The following is a 22,257-nucleotide window of genomic DNA, read 5'->3' on the forward strand; positions in this document are numbered from 1 at the left end:
ATAGCTTTCTAGCTAATGACAATAGCGGAACTAGGCCGAGGACAGCTCGGCCTCCGCCTTCCGTGGCCAGAGCTGGTCCAAGAGCTGACCGACCCAGGCCACCAGGTCCGCATCCGACAGCGCCGCCCCTCCCGCGGTCGGAAGGGGGACCACCAGCGCGTCGCCTCCCGCGACGAGCTTCGCCTTCGGGTACAGCCGCTGCAGGCGCACGCGCATGGAGTCCGGCAGATGCGCGGGGGCGATCCGGAGGTTCGGCCCCATCGCGACGACGTCGGCGAGCCCGGCGTGCGCCGCGCGGCGACGCAGGCGCGCGACCGAGACGAGGCCCGCGACATCCTCCGGCGGCGCACCGTACCGGTCGGTGAGCTCCTCGAGCACGAGATCGATCGCATCGTCCGCGGCGGTGGCCGACGCCGCCGCGGACAGCTTTTGGTACGCCTCCAGACGAAGCCGCTCACTGTCGATGTACACCTCCGGGATGCGGGCCTGCACCGGAAGCTCGAGCCGCAATTCGGTCGGCCCGTCGGTGTCTTCGCCGCGGAACTGCGAGACGGCCTCGCCGATCATGCGCAGATACAGGTCGAACCCGACACCGGCGATGTGGCCCGCCTGTTCCGCCCCCAGCAGGTTCCCCGCGCCGCGCAGCTCGAGGTCTTTCAGCGCGACCTGCATACCCGAGCCGAGGTCGTTGTTGACGGCGATGGTCTCCAGCCGATCGGCCGCGGTCTCCGACAGCGGTTTCGCCTCGTCGTAGAGGAAGTAGGCGTAGGCGCGTTCGCGGCCTCGCCCGACTCGACCGCGCAGCTGGTGCAGCTGACTGAGGCCGTACTTGTCGGCGCGGTCGATGATGATTGTGTTGGCGTTGGAGATGTCCAAGCCGGTCTCGATGATCGTCGTGGACACCAGCACGTCGGCGCGGCGCTCCCAGAAGTCGTCGACGACCTGCTCGAGCTGATGCTCGCCCATTTGGCCGTGAGCCACCGCGATGCGCGCCTCGGGCACGAGCTCGGCGAGGTCGGCCGCGACGCGTTGGATCGACTGCACGCGGTTGTGCACGTAGAAGACCTGCCCTTCACGCAGCAGTTCCCGTCGGATCGCCGCGGCGATCTGCTTGTCGTTGCGCGGGCCCACGAACGACAAGATCGGGTGCCGGTCCTCGGGCGGGGTGGCCAGCGTCGACATCTCGCGGATCCCCGTCACCGCCATTTCGAGGGTGCGTGGGATGGGCGTGGCGCTCATCGCGAGGATGTCGACATTCGTCTTGAGCTTCTTCAGCGCATCCTTGTGCTCGACACCGAACCGCTGCTCCTCGTCGATGATCATGAGGCCGAGGTCTTTGAACACCACGTTCTCCGTGAGGATCCGGTGGGTGCCGATCACCATGTCGACCGACCCGTCGGCCAACCCCGCCACCACGAGTCGGGCCTCCTTGTCGGACTGGAACCGCGACAGCGGGCGCACTTTCACCGGGAACCCCGCGAACCGCTCGGCGAAGGTCTCCAGGTGCTGCTTGACCAGCAGAGTCGTGGGGACGAGCATCGCGACTTGCTTGCCGTCTTGGATGGCCTTGAACGCCGCACGGACCGCGACCTCGGTCTTGCCGAACCCGACATCTCCGGACAGCAGTCGGTCCATCGGGATCGACTTCTCCATGTCGGCCTTGATCTCGTCGATCGTCTGCAGCTGGTCAGGCGTCTCGGCGAACGGGAACGCCTCCTCGAGCTCGCGCTGCCACGGGGTGTCCTGGCCGAAGGCGTGCCCCTTGGCGGCCATGCGCGCCGAGTACAGCTTGACCAGTTCGACGGCGATGTCCCGCACCGCCTTGCGGGCGCGGCCTTTCGCCTGCGCCCAGTCGCTGCCGCCCATCTTCGACAGCGCGGGCGCCTCTCCCCCGACGTAGCGAGAGAGAAGGTCGAGCTGGTCGGTCGGCACGAAGAGCTTGTCGCCGGGGTAGCCCCGCTTGGTCGGCGCGTACTCGAGCACGAGGTATTCGCGCTGGCTCTTGACGGCGTTCCTCCCTCCCGAGGACACCTCACGCTGCACGAGCTCGACGAACCGGCCGATCCCGTGGGTGGCGTGCACGACGAAATCGCCCGACTTCAGCTGGAGCGGGTCAACGACATTGCGACGTCGCGAGGCGAGCTTCTTCACCACCCGGGTGTCGCCGCCGATCGTGCGCCCGTAGAACTCCGACTCGGTGATGACCGCGAAGCGCGCGCCCTCGGATTGGAACCCGCGTTCGAGCACGGCGCAGGTGAGCTGAGCGGTGCCGGCGGGCACGTCGCCGTCGATCGCCTCGACGATCGTCGCCGCGATCCCGCGTTCGCTGAGCACGTCGCGCGCCCGCTCGACCAGGCCCGGTCCCGAGGCGGTGATCACCACGCGCCATCCCGCGGCGAGGAGGTCGCGGACGTGCCCGGTCGCGCCGTCCACGTTCCCCTGGAAACTCGGCACCGACCCGGCGGCGACCTTCGCAGTGGCGGCGGCCTCGAGGGCGGCATCGACGTCGATGAGCCCCTCCGCCGACGCATCGGCGGCTCCCGAATCGAATCCACTGAGGGTCCACCACACACCGCCCCGCTCGGCGATGCGCTCGCGCAGGGTCGGAAGCGCGACGAAGTCGCCCGCCCCGAGGTCGACGGGGGTGTCGGCACCGGCGGTCGCTGCCGACCACGCGGCGTCGAGGAATTCGCGGTTGGTCTCGCTCAGCGTGATCGCGCGCGTGACCGACCTCTCCGGGTCGGCCAGGGCGAGCGAGGCGCCCGCCGGGAGATAGTCGGCGAGCGTCACCAGCTCGTCCACCACCGCGGGCATGAGGGATTCCATGCCCTCCACCGGGATCCCCTCCGACATCTTCTCGAGCATGCCGCGCACGCCCGGCAGCGCATCCATGCGGGAGCGCGCCCGGTCGCGCACATCGGCCGTCAGGAGCAGTTCCCGACTGGGAACCAGGGTCACCCCGTCGACCTCGCCGGGAAGCGAACGCTGGTCGGCGACCGAGAACGCGCGGATCTGATCGACCTCGTCCCCGAAGAACTCCACCCGGTACGGGTGGTCGGCCACGGGCGGGAAGACGTCGAGAATGCCACCGCGAACGGCGAACTCCCCCCGCCGCGACACCATGTCGACGCGGTGGTAGGCGCGCTCGACCAGCGCCATGACGACGTCGTCGAGCTCATGACCGCGGCCGCCCACGGTCAGGGCGATCGGCGGCACCGCGGTCAGCCCGGCCGCCAGCGGCTGGACCGCACCGCGCACCGAAGCGGTCACGACCATCGGGGTGGACCCGTCGTGGTCGGCCAGGCGGCGGAGCACATCCAGCCGGCGTCCGACGGTCTCCGGACTCGGGCTCAGCCTTTCGTGCGGAAGGGTCTCCCACGCGGGAAAGTGGACCATCTCCACACCGGGGACGAGTGCCTCGAGGGCCGCGCCGAGCGCCTCCGCACGGCGACCCGTGGGAGCCACCGCGAGAAGGACCGGCGGATGCCCGGCGTCGGTCCGCCGTCGCAGGAACGCCGCCAGCAGCGGCGCGTCCATCCCGGTCGGGGCGGACACGTCGAGATCCCGAAGGGCCGAGGAGACCGCCTCGGCGAAGGAGTCGTCGTGTTCGAGGGCGCGAACGATCCCGGGAACTGTCACCGCACGAGTCTAATCCGCCCGGCCGACACCGAGTCCGCCCGCCGTGGGGCGCTCCTCCTATGATGAGACGCGTGAGCGAGCCCGCAGCACCACGAGACCCTGCCACGCACGCGACGGAGGCCGAGCAGGCACCTCGACCCGCGCCCCCGCTCCCGCCGGCGGGATCGGGCTTCGCACCCCCCTCGCCCCCCGCGTACGGCGGACCAGCCATCCCGCAGCAGGGTCACCCGCACCCGACGACACCTCCGGCCCCCTACGCTGCGGGACCCGTGCCGTCGGCCTTCGCCGGCACCGTTCCGCCCACCGCCACCGGTCCGGGCTACGGACACCAGCCCTGGCAGCCTCGACCCGCCTCGCGCACGGCCGGCCTCGGTATCGTCGCCTTCGTCGTCGCCGCGATCGCCGGCATCCTCGCGCCCGTCCTCGGCGCCGTCGCCGGCTTCGCGATCGGCGAAGGTCTGGGGGCCGAGCTCGGGGACGTCCCGGCCACCGCCGACTTCGATCTCGCGATCCTGGCACCCGTGCGAGGGCTCGTGCTGGTCGCCGAGATCACCTTCTGGGCGGGGACCGTCTTCGGCATCTGGGGGCTGACCCAGGGGATCATCGCCGCCGTGAAAGGACAGGGACGAGCGTGGGCCATCGCGGCGATCGTTGTCGCGACGCTCGGACCGATCGTCTACGGCACGCTCGTGTACGTGCTGCTGTTCCTCGGCGTCGCCGCCGGGGCCATCTCGACACTGCCGGCATCCTGACATCCCGCTCGCCGCGGACGATGCCACGCGGAGAACCCCACGTCAGGGGCGCGGAGCGTGGTGACGCTGCTGAGCCGCGACCAGCCCTTCATCGACGAGCTGCTCCACCGCATCCGCGGCGTCGCCGATGAGGTGGGGAAGCGTCTGCCGCTCGGCGGCACCGAACGGGTCGAGCACCCAATCGGCCGGGTCCTGGCGGCCGGGCGGGCGCCCGATCCCGACGCGCACGCGCGGGAAATCGGGCGTTCCGAGTGCCTTGGCCACGTCACGGACGCCGTTGTGGCCGCCGTGGCCACCGCCGGATTTGAGCTTGATGGTGTCGTAGGGGATGTCGAGTTCGTCGTGGACGATGACCACACGGTCGGCATCGATCCCGTAGAACCTCGCCAGCGACGACACCGGCCCGCCGGAGACGTTCATGAAAGAGTTCGGTTTGGCGAGGATGAGCTTGTCGGCGCCCGGACGCAGCCATGTCTCGACGACACGCGCACCCGCCTTGTGCGCGCGGAACCCCTCACCACGACGCGCGGCCAGGTCATCGACGACCATCTGCCCGATGTTGTGACGGGTCGCCTCGTAGCGCGGGCCGGGGTTTCCGAGGCCCACGATGAGCCAGGTGCGTGCCATGTGCCTCTCTCCGTCCGGACGGAACAGCACGAGGGGGATGCGGCCGGCGCATCCCCCTCGTGCTGATCGAGATTACTCCGCGGACTCGTCCGACTGCTCGGCGGCGACCTGGGCGTCGGCCTCGGCGATCTCCTCCTCCGCGGCCAGCGCGGCGGTGGGGACGTAGATGGCCACGACGAGCGTCTCGGCCTCCGTGACCAGCGCAGCACCCTTCGGGAGCTTCAGGTCGGCGGCGGTGACGTGCGCGCCGTCCTCCAGACCCTCGACGTCGACCTCGACGTGCTCGGGGATGTGGGTCGCCTCCACCTCGAGGGTCACCGTCGACGCGTCGAGGTTCGCGATGGTCCCGGCGAAGGGCTCACCCACGATCGTGACGGGAACGTCGACGTGGATCTTCTCGCCCTTCTTGACCACGAGCAGGTCGATGTGCTCGATGATCTGCCGGACCGGGTCGCGCTGGACGTCCTTGACCAGGGTCAGCTGGTCCTTGCCGTCGATGTCCAGCTCGAGCAGCGCGTTGGCGCGGCGGACGAGCAGCGAGACCTGGTGTCCCGGAAGGGCGACGTGGACGGGCGTGGTGCCGTGGCCGTAGACCACCGCGGGGATCTGGCCGGCGGCGCGCAGACGGCGGGCGAAGCCCTTTCCGAAGTTCTCGCGCAGTTCGGCGTGGACCTTGGCATCGATTTCGGTCGACATGGTGGATTCTCCTTGCGGGCGTACAGGCCCGTTGCGATGCTCCGTACGGAGCGAGGTATGGGGGTGTTCGACTCGAACGCGAGCGCGTGAGGAAATGCCTGTCCGCCCTCGTCGATCACGGATACCGCCGTATGGCACGCGGATCCCTCGCCGAAGTTCAGGGAAGAGTCTACCAGCGCGACCGGTACGATGAGGAACGCACCCGACCCCACCCCTCGGAGGACTCCTCATGGACTACGGCTTCGCCTCGCACGTCATTCTCTGGGCGGTCGCCGCCGTCGCCGCGGTGGGCGGCGTGGGCGTGGTGCTCGCTTTCTTCAGCATGGGGCGCCAGGGCTACCGCGACTGACCCGCCCGCGCGACGAACGCCCCGCCGGCCGGCGGGGCGTTCGTCGTCCTTGGGCGGTCAGCCCTCCGGCCACACCGCCACCACGACCTTGCCCGACGCGCGCGAGTCCCGCGCCACGGTGAACGCCTCGACGGCCTGGTCGGCCGGGACGACGTGGGTCACGACCTCTTCGATGCCCGGATTCGCATCGAGCAGGGCGATGGCGTGGTCGATCTCATCGTTGAAGCGGAAGGTGCCGAACCATCTCAGCTCCTTCGAGATGAAGGGTGCGATGTTGATGGGCCGCGGGGTGTCGGGCACCATCCCCACCTGCACGACCGTACCGGCGATGACCGCCGCCGTGAGCGCGGTGTCGATCGAGGCGCCGACGCCCGAGCATTCCAGCACGACGTCGTAGGCCCCCGACGGGACCTCCTCGCGCGTGACGTTGACGACGGCGGAGGCTCCGAGCGAGCGAGCACGCTCGAGCGGTTCATCGAAGACGTCGGTCGCCGTCACCTCGGCCGCGCCGGCGGCGACGGCGGCGGCGACGGCGAGCAGCCCGATCGGGCCGACGCCGGTGACGAGCACCTTCTTGCCGGTGACGTCGCCGGCCTTGCCGAGCCCGTGCATCGCGACGGCGAGCGGTTCGGCGAGCACGGCGCGACGCACCGGCAGGGTGGGCGGAAGGGGGCGGACCATGTCCCGATCGACGAGCAGATGCTCCACGAGACCACCCTGGGTGTGCGGCCACGTCGAGGCGGACCCGAGGTACGCGCCGCCGGGCCGCAGATGCGGCGCATCCTCAAGACCTTCGCGAGGTGCGCCGAACGTGGCGGGGTGCACCGTGACGGGAGTGCCGGGCACCCACTCGCCCGTCGGGTCGTGGTCGATACGTCCCGATACCTCGTGGCCGGGGATGAGCGGTTCCCGCACCACGAAGGCGCCGTTCGCGCCCTCGAAGTAGTAGTGCAGGTCGCTGCCGCAGATCCCGACGTAATCGATGCGCACACGCACCTGATCCGGTGTCGGCTGCGGCGTCTCGAGCTCCGCGATGCGGATGGACTCTTTGCCGTCGATGTATGCAGCTCGCATATCGCCCTCCTTCTCAGCGATCAGACGACCGCGGTCATTCCGCCGTCGACGAAGATGTTCTGCCCCGACACGAAACTCGACGCGTCCGAGGCGAGGAAGCGCAGAGCACCGTCGAGCTCGGCGAAGTCCCCCCAGCGCTGGGCGGGCGTGCGCTGTGTGAGCCACCCGCTGAAGGCGGGGTCGTCCACGAGGTCGCGGTTCATCTCGGTCGCGAAGTATCCAGGCGACAGCGCGTTGACCTGGATGCCGTGACGGGCGAGATCGGCGGCCATCCCCTTCGTCAGTTGCGCGACGCCGCCCTTGGACGCGGAGTACGGCGCGATGGTCTGCCGGGCGAGGGAGGACTGCACCGAGGCGATGTTGACGATCTTGCCGGAGCCGCGCTCGATCATGGCGGGCGCGACGAACCTCGAGACGTAGAAGACGCCGTTGAGGTTCGCCGCCATGATGTCGTCCCAGTCCGAGACCGAGAACTCCTGGATCGGCGCGCGGCGCTGCACCCCGGCGTTGTTGACCAGGATGTCGGGCACGCCGTGCTCGTCGATCATCGCGGCGACACCGGTTTCGACCGCCGCCGCGTCGGTCACGTCGAACGCGACCGACGCGGCGGGCGTGCCCGACTCTTCCGCGATCTCTGCGGCCGTTCGCGCGGCCGCCTCGGCGCTGCGGCCGTGCACGATGATCCGCGCGCCGGCGCGGGCCAGCCCTGCCGCCAGGGATCGGCCGAGGCCGCGCGTGGAGCCGGTGACCAGCGCCAGGCGGTGGGAGACGTCGAAGAGGTCGGACATGGGATTCCTCCGGGTTGTCGTTTCGTACGGATCAGGCGATCGACGCGACGCCGAACACGGCGAGCACGAACACGAAGGCGGTGACCGACTCGATGGCCTGCTGCACCGTCCAGGTCTTCAGCGTGGTCTTGACGTCCATGCCCATGAGGCGACCGACGAGCCAGAACCCGGAGTCGTTGACGTGACCGGCGAAGACGGAGCCGGCGGCGGTGGCCAGGACGATCGCGGCGATCTGCAACGGGTTGAAGTCACCCGCGAGCACGGCCGGCGCGGCCAGACCGGCCGCGGTGACCAGTGCCACGGTGGCCGATCCCTGGGCCAGGCGGATGACGACGGCGATCAGGTATGCCGCGACGATGACGGGAAGACCCAGGTCGCTGAGCGTGTCGGCGAGGGCCTCACCGATGCCCGAGGCGCGCAGCACCGCGCCGAACATGCCGCCGGCGCCGGTGATGAGGATGACCGAAGCCACCGGCCCGAGCGCGGAGTCGAGCAGCTTCTCGATCGCCGTGCCCTTCTCGCCGCGACGGGTCCCGAGCACGACCATGGCCACGAGCACCGTGATCAGCAATGCGACCGGGGACGTGCCGAGCAGCACGAGCACCTGCACCCACAGCTCATCCGCCGACACGGCACCGACGCTGGCGAGCGTGGTGAGCCCGGTGTTCATGAAGATGAGGAACATCGGCAGGAGAAGCAGCGCGACGATGGTCCCGGGCTTGGGCGGGTTGACGGGCTGGTCCTCATCGATGTCGCCGAACAGCGCGGGGACGGGCAGCTGGATGCGGGTCGAGACGAACTTCCCCCACAGGTAGCCGGAGAGATACCAGGTCGGGAAGGCGATGACGAGGCCGAGGATCAGCACGATGCCGAGGTTCGCGCCGTACAGCTCGGTCGCGGTCACCGGGCCGGGGTGCGGCGGGAGGAACACGTGCATGACCGAGAAGGCGGCCGCCGTCGGGATTCCGAACAGCAGCACGTTGTTCTTCGAGACGCGCCGCGCCACGGCGAAGACGATGGGGAGCATCATCACGAGACCGGCGTCGAAGAACATCGGGAACCCGAGGATCAGTGAGGCGATGCCGAGGGCGAAGGGAGCGCGCTTTTCTCCGAAGATGTCGACGAAGCGATCGGCGAGCGCTTTGGCGCCTCCCGAGTGCTCGATGAGCCGTCCGAGCATCGCTCCGAGGGCGACCAGGAGGGCGACGGATCCGAGTGTGCCCCCCAACCCTCCGGTCAACGTCGACGCGATGGCGCTGACCGGGATCTGGGCCGCGAAGGCCGTGAGCAGCGAGACGATGATCAGTGTCAGGAAGGCGTGGACCTTGAACACGATGATCAGAAGCAGGATGAGGGCGATCGCGCCGGCTGCGATGAGCAGGAGCGGAGCCGTCCCCAGGGTTTGGGACCAATCTTCCATCGGTGAATCTCCATTGATGTGCCGAGGGCACCGACGACCTCGTCGCGGTGACCGCGTGTACTATGCGAGCGTCCTCCGCGGCGTACCGTGGGGACACCCGATCCTTACATAAAGATCGTACTTTATCTATTAGAAGATCGTATTTATTGGAGTCGCTGTGGCACAGGCCTCGCACACGAACGTGCTCGACGACCTCGGCGTGCGCATCGCCTCCGGAGACCTCTCCCCCGGTCAGGTGCTCACCGCGGCCGGGCTCGAAGAGGAGTACGGCGTGTCACGGACGGTGATCCGGGAAGCCGTGCGCGTCCTCGAGGCGATGGGCATGGTGGCCTCGCGCCGCCGCGTCGGCGTGACGGTGCAGCCCGCCACGGCCTGGAGCGCGCTGGACACGCGCCTCATCGCCTGGCAGTTGGCCGGGCCCCGCCGATCCCAGCAGCTGGTCGTGGTCACCGAACTCCGCGCCGCGATCGAACCGATCGCCGCCCGCTTGGCCGCATCGCGCGCCACCGATCTCCAACGGTCCGAGATCCTGCGCCTGTCGGGCCTCCTGGAGGAGCTCGGCGCGCAGGGACGCGGTGACAGCGAGGACTACCTCGCCGCGGACATCGCCTTCCACGACCTCATCCTCGACGCCAGCGGCAACCTGATGCTCGCAGCGGTGAAGAAGCCGATCGCCGAGGTGATCGCGGGGCGCTCACGCGTCGGACTGACCCCCGCGACACCGGAACACGAGGCGCTGCACAACCACACGCAGACCGCCGCGGCGATCGCCCGCGGTGACGCGGAGGCCGCCGAGCACCACACGCGCCGGTACGTCGACACGGTCCTAGGCGAGGTCAGGGGTGAATCGGGCTGACCGCGTGGGGAGACCCGCTCCCGCGCAGCACCGCCAACAGGTCGGCGATCGATTGATCCGTCATCCGCTGCACGGCCTCGCGCGTGTGACCGCCGCTGTGGGGCGTCGACACCACACGCGGATGCCCGACCAACGGTGATGCCGACGGCGGCTCGGTTTCGTAGGCGTCCACAGCTGCGCCGAACAGCGCCCCCCCATCGAGCGCGTCCCGCACCGCAGCCTCGTCCAGCAATCCCCCTCGGGCGGTGTTGATGACGATCGCTCCGGCAGGGAGGAGATCCAGACGTCGCGCGTCGATCAGGTGCCGTGTGCCTTCGGTGAGGGGAACGTGCAGGCTCACCACATCCGAGCGGCGGCACAGATCGTCGAGGTCGAGGCGCTCCACGCCGATGTCGGCGAACACGGCATCGGGAAGGAAAGGATCGTAGGCGACGGGGGTCATCCCCAGCCCGCGTGCACGCTCGGCCACCAAGCGACCGATCGCCCCGAACCCGACCACCCCGAAGGTCGCCCCGGTCAGTTCGCGGCCGTCGATCCGCGGCCATCCACCCGCCCGTACGCCCGCGTCGGCGACGGCGATCCCCCGCGCGACCGCGAACGCGAGTCCGATCGTCAGCTCGGCGACCGACAGGGAGTTGGCGCCCGGCGTCCGGGTGACGACGATGCCGTGTTCGGCGGCCGCAGCGAGGTCGACACGGTCGACGCCGACCCCGTAGCGCGCGATCACCTTGAGACGGTCTGCCGCGGCGAGCGCCTCGGCCGAGTACTCGTCGAGACCGGCGATCACTCCGTCGACGCCGGGCAGGAGCTCGGCGAGCTCGGCAGCCGTCAGGGGCCGCGCGTAGGGGTTGAGGACCACCTCGTCGACCTCGGCGCGAAGCGCGCGGAGGGCGGGCGCATCCGGCGTGCGGCTGAGAGAGGTGGGCGTGACGAGCACCTTCATCGCACAGCCCTCGATCCCGGTCGCGTCTGCGAGTAATGATCGAGGTACCGCGCGAACTCACCGTCGTAGTGGGCCTTGCGTTCGGCACGGGGCGCGATGCGGCCCGGGGTGGCGTCGTCGAACGCGACGTGCTCGGCCGGCAAGCCGCTGGCGAGCAGCCCCATGCGCACCGCCCCGACGACCGAACTGTGCTGGAGGGCCGAGACCTCCATCTCCGCTCCGAACACGTCCGCCACCAACTGGGTCCAGAACGGCGACGACAGCACACCCCCGGACAGCACGATGCGCCGCGGCATGCCGTTCAGCGCCGTGAGCTCCTTGAAGCAGTGGTAGAGCGAGAAGACGATCCCCTCGAGCACGCCCTGATACATGTCCGCTCGGCTGTGGGTGGGCTTGAGGTCGAGGAATCCCCCCCGACGCTGGTCCTGCCAGCCCGGACTGCGCTCGCCGAACAGGAACGGCAGGAACACCGGCAGGTCCTTCTTCTCGGACGAGAGCAACGGCTCGATCTCGGAGTAGTCCGTGGTCAGCCCGAACAGACGTTCCCGCGCCCAATCGACGCAGTTGCCGCACCCGGATGTGGCGGCACCGCTGAGCGCCCCGAGGGGGGACCGATAGGACCACGTGCTCATCGCGGGCGAGAACGAGGGGTGTCGCGTCGCGAAGCGCAGCGCACCGCTGGTCCCCATCGAGAAGGTCATGTCACCCGGCTCGGTGGCCCGGTCGCCGACCTGACTGAGTCCGCCGTCGGGCCCGGGCGTGAGGACCGGGATGCCCGAACGCAGCCCCAGGAGAACCGCGGCATCGGGCGACAGCGGTGCCGTGTACGAGGCGTCGCGCAGCTCGGGGAGCCGCACATCCGAGATGCCGAGCCGCTGCAGGACCTCGGCGTCCCACCCGAGGGACTCCGCGCCCAGCAGGCCGGAGCCGGAAGCGAGCGAGACGTTGGTGGATGCCTCGCCGGTCATCCGAGCGAAGTTCAGGGTCGCCTGGTCGAGCGCGAGACGTCCGCCCAGCGCCATACCCTGTTCTTGCAGCCAGGCCAGCTTGAAGGCGGGGTAGATGGCATTGACCATGCAGCCGGTGCGTTCGTAGAACCACCAGGTGAAGTCGGCATCTGCGCGCTCGCGGGCGGACAGGTCCTGCGCGCTCGTATCGGGCCACTCCCGGACCCGGGTGACCACGCGGAGATCTTCGTCGACCAGGGTGAGACCGTGCCATGTGCCGCTCAGCACGATCAGATCGACCGGGACACCCGCCGCCGCTTCGCGACCGAGGGCCATGAGCTGGGTGTAGATGGCGTCGGGATCCCGCACGGAGGTGTCCGGGCCCTCGACCTCGAACCGGCGACTGCGGACCGCGAGGCGTCCCGTGTCGGAGTCGAACAGGAGTGTCTTGGCCGAGGTCGTACTTGATTCGAGCGCGAGAATGATCATGATCCAGGTCCGTCGTCTGTGACTTCCGGGGCATCGGTCGCCCCGTACTCAATAGTATGATTTATTCGATCGTGTCACGAATGGACTGGGAAATGAACAACGTCGTCGATCTCCTCCGCCCGCATGGCGTCATCCCCGTGGTGGTCGCCGAGACCGTCGATCACGGCATCGACATCGGTGAGGCGCTCCTCGCCGGCGGCCTGCCGGTGGCCGAGGTCACCTTCCGCACTCCCGTGGCGCCGGAGATCCTGGCGGCCCTCGTCGCCCGCGGCGACCTCCTCGTCGGCGCGGGCACGGTCACGACCCCCGCTCAGGTGGACATCGCCGCGGACATCGGAGCGGCGTTCCTGGTCTCCCCCGGCCTGACCGAGTCCGTCGCGGATCGCGCGCGCGAACGCGGCATCCCCCTCGTGCCGGGCGCCGCGACGGCCACCGAGGTGCAGCGCGCTCGCGAGCTGGGCTTCACCACGCTGAAGTTCTTCCCCGCGGAGGCATCCGGCGGGCTTCCCGCCGTCCGCGCCCTAGCCGCGCCCTTCGGCGACGTGACCTTCATCCCCACCGGTGGGATCGGGCCCGACTCCTTCGCGGACTACCTCGCGGAACCTGCCGTCGCGGCCGTCGGAGGATCGTGGATGCTGCCGCGCGAGGCTGTGCTGGCCCGCGACCGGGACGCGATCACCCGACTGACCGCGGCGACCGTCGCGCGGGTCGCGCGACCCACACCCTAGGCTGTACAACGGCCCGGATGCCGCGCGGCGGCCCGGGCGACCCCGACGAGCGGATCAAGAAGGAGCGCGCGTGAGCGAGAACTCAGCGAACATCGGCGTGGTCGGTCTGGCGGTGATGGGCTCCAACCTGGCCCGCAACCTCGCCAGCCGCGAAGGAAACACGGTAGCGGTGTACAACCGCTCCCGGGCCAAGACCGACGAGTTGGTCGCCGAGCACCCCGAAGCCGGATTCGTTCCCGCCTTCTCCTACGAGGAGTTCGCCGCGTCGCTGCAGAAGCCGCGCACCGCGGTGATCATGGTGAAAGCCGGGCGCGCAACCGACGCGGTCATCGAGTCGCTCATCGAGGTCTTCGAACCCGGCGACATCATCGTCGACGGCGGCAACGCCCTGTTCACCGACACGATCCGGCGCGAGAAGGCTGTCCGCGAGACCGGCATCAACTTCGTCGGCATGGGCGTCTCCGGCGGCGAGGAGGGCGCTCTGCGCGGCCCCTCGATCATGCCGGGCGGCTCGGACGAGTCGTGGGTCACCCTCGGCCCGATCCTCACCTCGATCGCCGCCGTCGCCGAAGGCGAGCCGTGTGTCACCCACGTCGGCCACAACGGTGCGGGCCACTTCGTCAAGATGGTGCACAACGGCATCGAGTACGCCGACATGCAGCTCATCGCGGAGGCATACGACCTCATCCGCCGCGGCACCGGCAAGACCCCGGCCGAGATCGCCGATGTCTTCGCCGAGTGGAACCGCGGCGAGCTGGAGTCCTACCTCATCGAGATCACCGCCGAGGTGCTCCGCCAGGTCGACGCCGACACCCAACAGCCCCTCGTCGACGTGATCCTCGACCAGGCCGGCGCCAAGGGCACGGGCGCCTGGACGGTGCAGACGGCTCTGTCCCTGGGCGTGCCCGTCTCCGGCATCGCCGAGGCCACATTCGCCCGGTCGCTGTCCAGTCACGCCGAGCAGCGGGCCGTTTCACGGGACCTCCCGGGCCCCGCCGACGACGCGCAATCGACGTGGACGGTCGAAGACCCCGATGCGTTCATCGAGAAGATCCGGCTGGCGCTCTACGCGTCCAAGATCGTGGCGTACTCGCAGGGGTTCGACGAGATCCGCGCCGGCGCCGCGGAGTACGAGTGGAATATCGACCTCGGCGCCGTGTCGAAGATCTGGCGCGGCGGCTGCATCATCCGTGCGCAGTTCCTCAACCGCATCGCCGAGGCGTATGACACCGAGGCCGATCTGCCGGTCCTGCTGACCGCGCCCTACTTCGTCGAGGCGCTCGAGCGTGCACAGGCGGCGTGGCGCGAGGTCGTCGCGACCTCGGCGCGCGTCGGCATCCCCGCACCCGCCTTCTCCTCGTCGCTGGCCTACTACGACGGCCTGCGGGCGGACCGCCTGCCGGCCTCGCTCATCCAGGGCCAGCGCGATTTCTTCGGCGCCCACACGTACAAGCGCATCGACAAGGACGGCACCTTCCACACGCTGTGGTCGGGAGACCGCACCGAGATCGAGGCCGAAGACACGCACTGAAGCCCCTCGAGCGCTGACATCCGGAGCCGTCGAGGCTAGGGTCGGGGAGCGTGAGCTCCCTCCGCATCCTCTTCCTCGGCGGCTCCGGCGTCATCAGCACCGCGTGCGTGCGCGCCGCGGTGGCCGTCGGTCACCACGTGACCGTCCTCAATCGCGGTCGCCGCAGCCGCGCCGTCCCCGACGGCGTGCGCGAACTCGTCGCCGATGTGCGCGACGGGGATGCGGTGCGCGCCGCGCTCGGGCGGGAGCGCTTCGACGTCGTCGCCGACTTTCTCTCGTTCACGCCCGAGCACGTCGAGACGGCTCTGACGGCCACGGGCCCGTCGGGACAGTACGTCTTCGTCAGCTCCGCGTCGGCCTATCAGAAGCCCCCACGGCGCGTCCCGGTGACCGAATCCACGCCCCTGCACAATCCCTTCTGGTCGTACTCGCGCGACAAGATCGCCTGTGAAGATCTTCTGGTCCGTCGCTCACGCGACGAGGGTCTGCCGATGACCATCGTGCGCCCGTCCCACACGTACGACCACACGTCCCTGCCCACCCTCGGCGGGTGGACCGACATCGCCCGCCTGCGCGCAGGCAAGCCGGTCGTCGTCCACGGCGACGGCACGAGCCGGTGGACCATCACCCACGCCGACGACTTCGCCGTGGCCTTCACCGGAATCCTCGGTCACCCCGCGGCGATCGGAGACAGCTTCACGATCACCGGATCGCACGCACCGACCTGGAACGACATCTATCAGTGGACCGCCGACGCGGCCGGCGTCGTGAGCCCGCGGTTCGTCCACATCGCGAGCGAGACCATCGCGCGATGGGCGCCGGGCCTGGGCGCCACCCTCGTCGGCGACAAGGCCCACTCGATGGTGTTCGACACGACGAAGGTCGCGACGCTCGTTCCGGAATTCCGGACGACGATCACCTATGACGAGGGGGCGCAGCGGATCATCGACCACTACGACGCCCATCCCGAGTTGCAGCGTGTCGACGACGACCTCGACGCTCTGTTCGATCGCATGGTCGCGCACGCCGATGCGGCCGGAGCGTAACCGTTCCGGCCGCATCGCGGAGGTCCGCCTCACCGTGTGATGTCGGTGACAGTCCCCTTCGCGAGGCGGAGGCGGCGGCGCGCCCGGCGGGCGACGGCGGAGTCGTGCGTGACGGCGATGAGGGTCAGCCCCTCTCCGTTGAGCTGCTGGAGCAGCGCGAGGATCTCGTCCCGCATGCTCTCGTCGAGGTTTCCGGTGGGTTCGTCCGCGAGGAGCACGCGAGGACGCTTGACGATCGCGCGCGCGATCGCCACACGCTGCTGCTGACCACCGGAGAGCTCCGACGGCCGATGGTCGGCCCGCTCGGCGAGCCCCACCTGGGTCAGTGCCTCAGCCACCCGCTCGGCACGCTCGTCCCTCGGTATCGAGAGGGGCTCCAGCGCCATGTCGACGTTCTCCGCCGCCGTGAGCGTGGGGATGAGGTTGAATCCCTGGAACACGAAGCCGATCTCGTTGGCCCGGAGGCTCTCCAGGCGCGCACGCGACGCCGTGGCGATGTCGACGTCCCCCAGCGAGACGCTGCCCGCGGTCGGCTTGTCGAGGGCGCCGAGAAGCTGCAGGAGGGTGGATTTCCCTCCCCCCGTCGGCCCCTGGATGGTGACGAAGTCTCCGGCTTCGATTTCGAGGTCGACGCCGGTGAGCGCCTTCACGATGCGCCCCTTCTGGTGATAGGTGCGCGTCACCCCCTCGAGGCGGTACAGCAGGGCCGGCGTCGGGGTGGCGTCGGGGGCGACGCCGGGTTCGGTATCGGTCAGGGTCATCGGGTTCCTCCTTCGTGGTGGGCGGTGTCGGCGAGCGCAGAGTGGGTCATCCGACCGACCTCAGCGCCTCGGCGGGGCTCAGCCGGGATGCCCGCCATCCGCCGAACGCGCCGGCCAGAAGGCCGCCGAGCATCGACAGGCCGATGGCGGCAGCCACCACCCAGAGGGTGATCGGCGCCTGCAGCACGATGTCCGCTGCGTTCTGCGCGGCGGCCTGTCCGAAGGCCTGGCCGCCGGGACCGCCCGCTCCCTCGGCGCCGCCCGGACCGGATGGCGTCGTCGCGGCGCTGGAGGTCGAGATGGTCGGGGACATGAGGTTGATCGCCCCGATTCCGATCAGGCCGATGACCAACCCCGCGGCACCGCCGATGAGGCTCTGGACGACCGATTCACCGGCGACCTGGCCGACGACCCGCCCGTTGGACCACCCGATGGCCTTGAGCGTGCCGAACTCCCGCGTGCGTCGACTCACGCCGGAGATGGTGAAAAGGACCGCCAGCGCGAGAGCGACGACCAACACGATGGCCGACAGCCAGGTTCCGAGGTTCGTGATGAGTGCGGACGCGCTGGAGAGCGATCCTGAGACGGTCGAGGCGAGGTCGCTCTGTGAGCTGATCGTCGCATCGGGCAGTGATTCCTCCAGCTCGGCCTGTACGGCGGCGATCGCGTCCGATGTCGCCGCCTGCACGTAGACCGTCGACAGCACATCGCCGACACCGGAGAGCTCCTGCGCGACGTCGAGGGGGATGTAGACGTTCGACGCGGTGTCGGCCTCGTCCGACGTGGAGGCCACGATGCCGACGACCTCGAACTCGTCGCCGGCGATCTCCAGCGTGGAGCCGACAGCCAGCTCCGCCGTGGCCGCGTAGGTGGCATCGACGACCGCGACGCGAGCGCCGGCGTCGTCCGCGGCCAGGCCGCGTCCGTCCTCGACGCTGACCGCGGACAGCGGCCCCAGTGCGGCCGCATCCGTTTCGACGCCCATGACGCTGAAGGAGTCGAGGTCGAAGGCGCCGCCGCCGAATCCTCCGCCGCCGTCCGCACCACCCTCCGGTGGGGCCTGGCCTCCCGCGCCGGACTCGGCCTCATCGGGCCGCTCGGGGAGCTCGCCCGAGAAGGTCGTGTTGGTCAGCGCGAGCGTGCCGGTTGCGGCCGAGACGCCGTCGGTTGCCAGGACGGTGTCGAGGACGGACGCATCGAGCGTCGAGCGGAATCTCTCCGTGGTCAGCTGCGACTGCGCCAGCGATGTGGTGCCCTCGTCGTCGGTCGAACCGGCGTCCTCGTCGAAATCGAACTGCTGGCCGCGTCCTCCCTCGCCCGGCTCTGCCTGCGCCCCCGAGACCGTCAGATCGGTTCCCACGCCGTACACCGACTCGAGCGCTTGCGCCTGTGCGTCTCTCACGCCCGCCGCCAGCGACGAGACGATCATCACGAGTGCGATCGCCAGGGCGAGGCCGGAGGCCACGATGACGGTCTGTTTCTTGCGGCCGGCCAGCTCCCGCCGCAGGTACCTTGCGTACATGGATCTCCTCTCGGCGGGCACCATGCCGGCCGTCGGGTCGACGCTAGGGAGCCCGTCGATGACGATCCACAGGATCGGTTATGAACCGCTTTAGCATCCGCACCGGCCCGCCTTCATAGGATTCGCATAGGCCAGACCATAGGAATCGCATAGGTCGACGCGCACAATGGAGGACATGACCACCCCGACCTCCGCGACCTCCCTCACCCGGCCCGACGGCTCGCCGCTGCGCGTGCTCGTCGTGGACGACGAGCAGATGCTCACCGACCTGCTCTCCATGGCGCTGCGCATGGAAGGGTGGGATGTGCGCACGGCCGCCTCCGGGCTGCAGGCGCTGCAAGAGGTGCGCGACTTCGCGCCCGACGCGCTCGTGCTGGACATCATGATGCCCGACCTCGACGGCATGGCCGTCTTGCAGCGCCTGCGGCAGTCCGGCAACGATGTCCCGGTGCTGTTCCTCACCGCGAAGGACGCCGTGACCGACCGGGTCGCCGGCCTCACCGCGGGAGGAGATGACTACGTCACGAAGCCCTTCAGCCTCGAGGAGGTCGTCGCACGCCTGCGCGGTCTCATGCGTCGAGCCGGTTCAGCCCTGTCCGCGGAGGCCGAGCCCATCCTGCGGGTGGGCGATCTGTCGTTGAACGAGGACAGCCACGAGGTGATCCGCGGCGGCGACGAGATCGAACTGACGGCCACGGAATTCGAGCTGCTCCGCTTCCTGATGCGCAATCAACGCCGCGTCGTGTCCAAGGCGCAGATCCTCGACCGTGTCTGGAACTACGACTTCGGCGGGCGATCGAGCGTCGTGGAGCTCTACATCTCCTACCTGCGGAAGAAGCTCGACGCGGGACGCGACCCGCTCATCCACACGGTGCGCGGGGTCGGGTACATGATCAAGGCGCCCCAGTGACATCCACGAGCGCACCGCGGCGTCGCCGCTGGAGCCTGCAGGCGCGTCTGATCACGGCGATCGTCGCCGTCGTCGCGCTGATCCTGGTCATGGTCGCGATCGCGACGAGTGCCGTCCTCGGGCGCGTCCTGCAGGACAACCTGAACGCGCAGGTGCAGTCCGCAGCACAGCAGACGGCCGGCACGCTGCTGGACCTGAAGGTCCCCCGCGACGAGCAGGAGGTCACCGCCTCCGACGTCCTCCAGTCGGGCAATCAGCCGCAGGGCACCGTTCTCGTCCTTCGCGGCGGTGGGGGCGGAGCCACCACCGGCGCCTATGTCGCAGGTCCCGGCGACATCGAGGAGCTCACCGACGACCAGATCGACGACGTCCTGCTCGGGGTGACGACCCCCGAGTACACGACGGTCGACATCGACGGGCTCGGCGACTACCGGATGTTCCCCTACCAGTCACTCGGCTACGTCGCCTACGCGGGGATGCCCGAGTCCGGGGTGCAGCAGACGGTCACCCCGATCATCACCTCCGTCGTGCTGATGACCACGGGTGGCCTGATCCTGCTCGCGGCCATCGTCGCGTGGATCGTCCGCCGCTCGCTCGCCCCCCTGCGTGCCGTCTCCGCAACGGCCACGCGGGTCGCCAACCAGCCGCTGGCCGAGGGTGAGGTGTCCATCACCGAGCGGGTGCCCGCCGATCAGACCGACGAGGACACCGAGATCGGCCGAGTGGGACACGCACTGAACACCCTGCTCGACCATGTCGATTCCTCCCTCGACGCGCGACAGCGCAACGAGGAACGCATGCGGCGCTTCGTCGCCGACGCGAGCCATGAGCTCCGCACCCCGCTCGCCTCGATTCGCGGGTTCTCCGAACTCTCCCTCCGCGCGATCCGGACGCAGCCGGATTCCCCTCACGCCGCCGAGACGACCGAGCAGTCACTCGAACGCATCCAGGCTCAGTCGGTGCGGATGACCGATCTCGTGGAAGACCTCTTGCTGCTGGCCCGCCTGGACGAAGGCCAGGAACTGGTCTACAGCCCGATCGATGTCACTCAGATCGCCGTGGAGGCCGTCGCCGACGCGCGCCCGGCCGGCCCCGACCACGACTGGGTGCTGGATGTGCCCGACGAGTCACTGCACGTCGCCGGCGACGCCGCGCGTCTGCACCAGGTCGTCGCGAACCTTCTCGCCAACGCGCGCACGCACACCCCCGCCGGAACGACCGTGACCGTGCGGGTCACCCGCGACGGCCAAGACGCCGTGCTGAGCGTCCACGACGACGGGCCCGGCGTCGACCCCTCGATCGCGGACGAACTGTTCGAGCGATTCTCCCGCGCCGACCGATCGCGCGCCCGCAAGAGCGGCGGCACGGGCCTCGGCCTCTCGATCGCAAAGGCGATCGTCGGCGCCCACGGCGGTCGCCTGTCGGTGCGAAGCGAGCCGGGCGACACCGTCTTCGAGGTACGTATCCCCGCTCGACCGACCGACCCGGCGGCCCGGGTGACGGAGCCGGAGGCCGCGGCGGACGATACGACCGTGGCGGACGATACGACCGTGGCGGACGATACGGCCGTGATCGAGCGGGACACCGGCCGTGCGGATCCGCGTCAGTAGCCCGAGAACGCGTCGGTGGTGATCGACCGGGCCTTCTCGAGAGCGGGTGCGAGGTCGGCGATCAGTCGCGGCGGACCCGAGATGTAGGCGTGCCGGGAGGCGATGTCGGGCACCACCCGCAGGAGACCGTCCGCGTCCAGGCGCACCCCTCTGGCCCATCGCCAATGCGCGGGCAGCCCGGCGGGCTCGTCCCGGGTGAAGACGACGACGGGCACACCCGATGCTTCGATCTCCTCGCGGAAGACCAGCTCGGAGGCCTCCCCGGCGACGTAGACCAGCACGATGTCGCGATCCTGATCGGTCAGACGCCCCTGACGCAGCTGCGACACGAACGGCGTCACCCCGATACCGGCAGCCACCATGAGGACGGGACTGGCCGTGCTGGTCGGGAGGAGGAAGTCCCCCCAGACGCCCGTGACCGCGAGCGACGACCCCTCGGTCACCTCCGCGAGTGCCCGCTTGTAGCTGCTCTGGGGCGTGCCCGCACCGACGGCGTCACGGAAAGCGACCTTGACCTCCGGCGCATCCGCGGGAGCCGACACGATACTGAACTCGCGCCGGGTTCCCCGCGCATCCGGGTGGCGATGCGGGACATCGAGCTCGAGGAACTGCCCGGGGGCGAAGCGCAGCGGGCGCTTGCTGCGGAAGGTCAACTCCTGCACCGTCGGCGTGAGGTGGCGACGCCCGGTCAGGGTGAGACGCACCGCCGTGCGGAAGGTGAAGGCGAAGGCGAGCAGGTTTCCCACGAGAAGGGCGCGTTCCTGTCCGAGGGAGACGGCCCCGAGATCGATGGGCCACCCGGCGAGCACGCCCACGAGGACGGCGACGGTCAGCTGCTGCCACCGTCGCGGCGGCAGCGTGAGCGGCTCCGAGAGCATGAACGCACCGAGGAAGAGGAACGGCGAGGACCACACCACGGGCCAGAGGATGTCGGCCCCCTCGACGGCGACCCCCGCCTCCTGATACTGCAGCGACGTGCGCACGACGCCGACGCCGACCGCGACGACGAGGAAGAGCGCGACCATGCGCACCTTCTCGGTCCGCCAGAGGACGGCCAGGCCGAACAGCACGACCGGCGCGGCCAGCACCGGGGTCCCCACCCACCACGAGGAGGAACCGAGCGCGGGGACCGCGACCCCGAGCACCGTGAGCACGGTCGCACCGACGGCGGCCGGATTGAAGATGTGCCGGCCCCGCCACGCGAGCAGGTACTTCGAGGCCGAGGCCACCACCGCGGCGAGCGCGATGCCCGCCAGCGCCACGGGCTCGAGCGAGGGACGCAGCACGAACAACAGGATGAACGCCGTGATCATCGCCGACTCCACCCGCAGCGGGAGGCGCAGGATCCGGTGGGCGGCCGCATCGGTCGCCGCGCACCCGACGGACAGCACCGCCAAGCTCGCCAGCAGCTCCCCCGGGTTCGGCGCGACCAGTCCGAACGCCGAGACGGCGAGCGCCACCACGGTCAATCCGGCCAGCGCCAGAAACACCACGCGGTACATCGACATGCGGCCGAGCACCGCGAACACGCGGTTCGAGAGCGAGGTCAACGATGCGATCACTCCTCCA

The 22,257-nt window shown here is 69.8% G+C and carries 18 protein-coding genes; 7 read left to right on the forward strand and 11 right to left on the reverse strand.

What is annotated here, in order from left to right:
• Positions 1–30: 30 nt before the first annotated feature.
• The gene (gene mfd / locus RZO50_RS12010) at positions 31–3,639 is read right to left on the reverse strand and encodes a transcription-repair coupling factor (RefSeq protein ID WP_322599960.1); all 3,609 of its coding nucleotides are present in this window, start codon (positions 3,637–3,639) and stop codon (positions 31–33) included.
• Positions 3,640–3,908: 269 nt separating this feature from the next.
• Here mfd and RZO50_RS12015 point away from each other — a divergent pair, with 269 nt between their 5' ends.
• Positions 3,909–4,391 (forward strand): hypothetical protein, encoded by a 483-nt coding sequence (locus RZO50_RS12015; RefSeq protein WP_322599961.1) that lies wholly within the window; start codon positions 3,909–3,911, stop codon positions 4,389–4,391.
• 42 nt (positions 4,392–4,433) lie between these two features.
• On the opposite strand, the gene pth is transcribed toward RZO50_RS12015, so the two are convergent.
• The 5 genes from pth to RZO50_RS12040 all read right to left on the reverse strand — a co-directional run bounded on the left by pth (position 4,434) and on the right by RZO50_RS12040 (position 9,345).
• Positions 4,434–5,018 (reverse strand): aminoacyl-tRNA hydrolase, encoded by a 585-nt coding sequence (pth, locus tag RZO50_RS12020; RefSeq protein ID WP_322599962.1) that lies wholly within the window; start codon positions 5,016–5,018, stop codon positions 4,434–4,436.
• Positions 5,019–5,090: 72 nt separating this feature from the next.
• Complete coding sequence (locus RZO50_RS12025; protein ID WP_322599963.1) at positions 5,091–5,714, reverse strand: 50S ribosomal protein L25/general stress protein Ctc; 624 nt, start codon at positions 5,712–5,714, stop codon at positions 5,091–5,093.
• Between the two features lie 406 nt (positions 5,715–6,120).
• Positions 6,121–7,137 (reverse strand): zinc-binding dehydrogenase, encoded by a 1,017-nt coding sequence (locus RZO50_RS12030; protein WP_322599964.1) that lies wholly within the window; start codon positions 7,135–7,137, stop codon positions 6,121–6,123.
• Between the two features lie 20 nt (positions 7,138–7,157).
• Positions 7,158–7,925 carry an SDR family oxidoreductase gene (locus tag RZO50_RS12035; protein WP_322599965.1) on the reverse strand — a complete coding sequence of 256 codons (768 nt, stop codon included), beginning with the start codon at positions 7,923–7,925 and terminating at the stop codon, positions 7,158–7,160.
• Positions 7,926–7,956: 31 nt separating this feature from the next.
• Positions 7,957–9,345: a GntP family permease gene (locus tag RZO50_RS12040; RefSeq protein WP_322599966.1), complete on the reverse strand. Its 1,389-nt coding sequence runs from the start codon at positions 9,343–9,345 to the stop codon at positions 7,957–7,959.
• Between the two features lie 157 nt (positions 9,346–9,502).
• Here RZO50_RS12040 and RZO50_RS12045 point away from each other — a divergent pair, with 157 nt between their 5' ends.
• Positions 9,503–10,201 carry a FadR/GntR family transcriptional regulator gene (locus RZO50_RS12045; RefSeq protein WP_322599967.1) on the forward strand — a complete coding sequence of 233 codons (699 nt, stop codon included), beginning with the start codon at positions 9,503–9,505 and terminating at the stop codon, positions 10,199–10,201.
• Here RZO50_RS12045 and RZO50_RS12050 read toward each other — a convergent pair.
• Positions 10,182–11,144, reverse strand: coding sequence for a phosphoglycerate dehydrogenase (locus RZO50_RS12050; RefSeq protein ID WP_322599968.1), 963 nt, complete (start codon positions 11,142–11,144; stop codon positions 10,182–10,184). The two genes, RZO50_RS12045 and RZO50_RS12050, sit on opposite strands and share 20 nt — an antisense overlap.
• Positions 11,141–12,580 (reverse strand): gluconokinase, encoded by a 1,440-nt coding sequence (locus RZO50_RS12055; RefSeq protein ID WP_322599969.1) that lies wholly within the window; start codon positions 12,578–12,580, stop codon positions 11,141–11,143. Before RZO50_RS12055 ends, RZO50_RS12050 begins: the two co-directional genes overlap by 4 nt.
• Positions 12,581–12,660: 80 nt before the next feature.
• Here RZO50_RS12055 and RZO50_RS12060 point away from each other — a divergent pair, with 80 nt between their 5' ends.
• The 3 genes from RZO50_RS12060 to RZO50_RS12070 all read left to right on the forward strand — a co-directional run bounded on the left by RZO50_RS12060 (position 12,661) and on the right by RZO50_RS12070 (position 15,885).
• On the forward strand, positions 12,661–13,308 hold the full coding sequence (locus RZO50_RS12060) for a bifunctional 4-hydroxy-2-oxoglutarate aldolase/2-dehydro-3-deoxy-phosphogluconate aldolase (protein WP_322599970.1): 648 nt from the start codon (positions 12,661–12,663) through the stop codon (positions 13,306–13,308).
• Between the two features lie 70 nt (positions 13,309–13,378).
• Complete coding sequence (gndA, locus tag RZO50_RS12065) at positions 13,379–14,839, forward strand: NADP-dependent phosphogluconate dehydrogenase (protein ID WP_322599971.1); 1,461 nt, start codon at positions 13,379–13,381, stop codon at positions 14,837–14,839.
• Between the two features lie 50 nt (positions 14,840–14,889).
• The gene (locus tag RZO50_RS12070) at positions 14,890–15,885 is read left to right on the forward strand and encodes an NAD-dependent epimerase/dehydratase family protein (protein ID WP_322599972.1); all 996 of its coding nucleotides are present in this window, start codon (positions 14,890–14,892) and stop codon (positions 15,883–15,885) included.
• Between the two features lie 29 nt (positions 15,886–15,914).
• Here the strand turns inward: RZO50_RS12070 and RZO50_RS12075 are convergent, their stop codons facing one another.
• Both RZO50_RS12075 and RZO50_RS12080 read right to left on the reverse strand, forming a co-directional pair.
• The gene (locus RZO50_RS12075; protein ID WP_322599973.1) at positions 15,915–16,646 is read right to left on the reverse strand and encodes an ABC transporter ATP-binding protein; all 732 of its coding nucleotides are present in this window, start codon (positions 16,644–16,646) and stop codon (positions 15,915–15,917) included.
• Positions 16,647–16,692: 46 nt separating this feature from the next.
• Positions 16,693–18,168, reverse strand: a complete 1,476-nt coding sequence (locus RZO50_RS12080; protein ID WP_322599974.1) for an ABC transporter permease — start codon at positions 18,166–18,168, stop codon at positions 16,693–16,695.
• 175 nt (positions 18,169–18,343) lie between these two features.
• Here RZO50_RS12080 and RZO50_RS12085 point away from each other — a divergent pair, with 175 nt between their 5' ends.
• Together RZO50_RS12085 and RZO50_RS12090 are read left to right on the forward strand one after the other, a co-directional pair.
• Positions 18,344–19,078 carry a response regulator transcription factor gene (locus RZO50_RS12085; protein WP_322599975.1) on the forward strand — a complete coding sequence of 245 codons (735 nt, stop codon included), beginning with the start codon at positions 18,344–18,346 and terminating at the stop codon, positions 19,076–19,078.
• On the forward strand, positions 19,075–20,688 hold the full coding sequence (locus tag RZO50_RS12090; protein WP_322599976.1) for a sensor histidine kinase: 1,614 nt from the start codon (positions 19,075–19,077) through the stop codon (positions 20,686–20,688). Before RZO50_RS12085 ends, RZO50_RS12090 begins: the two co-directional genes overlap by 4 nt.
• Here the strand turns inward: RZO50_RS12090 and RZO50_RS12095 are convergent.
• Complete coding sequence (locus tag RZO50_RS12095) at positions 20,682–22,250, reverse strand: FAD-dependent oxidoreductase (protein WP_322599977.1); 1,569 nt, start codon at positions 22,248–22,250, stop codon at positions 20,682–20,684. The genes RZO50_RS12090 and RZO50_RS12095 overlap by 7 nt on opposite strands.
• Positions 22,251–22,257: the final 7 nt, after the last annotated feature.

It is taken from the genome of Microbacterium xanthum, assembly GCF_034531355.1.
Classification (GTDB): Bacteria; Actinomycetota; Actinomycetes; order Actinomycetales; family Microbacteriaceae; genus Microbacterium; species Microbacterium xanthum.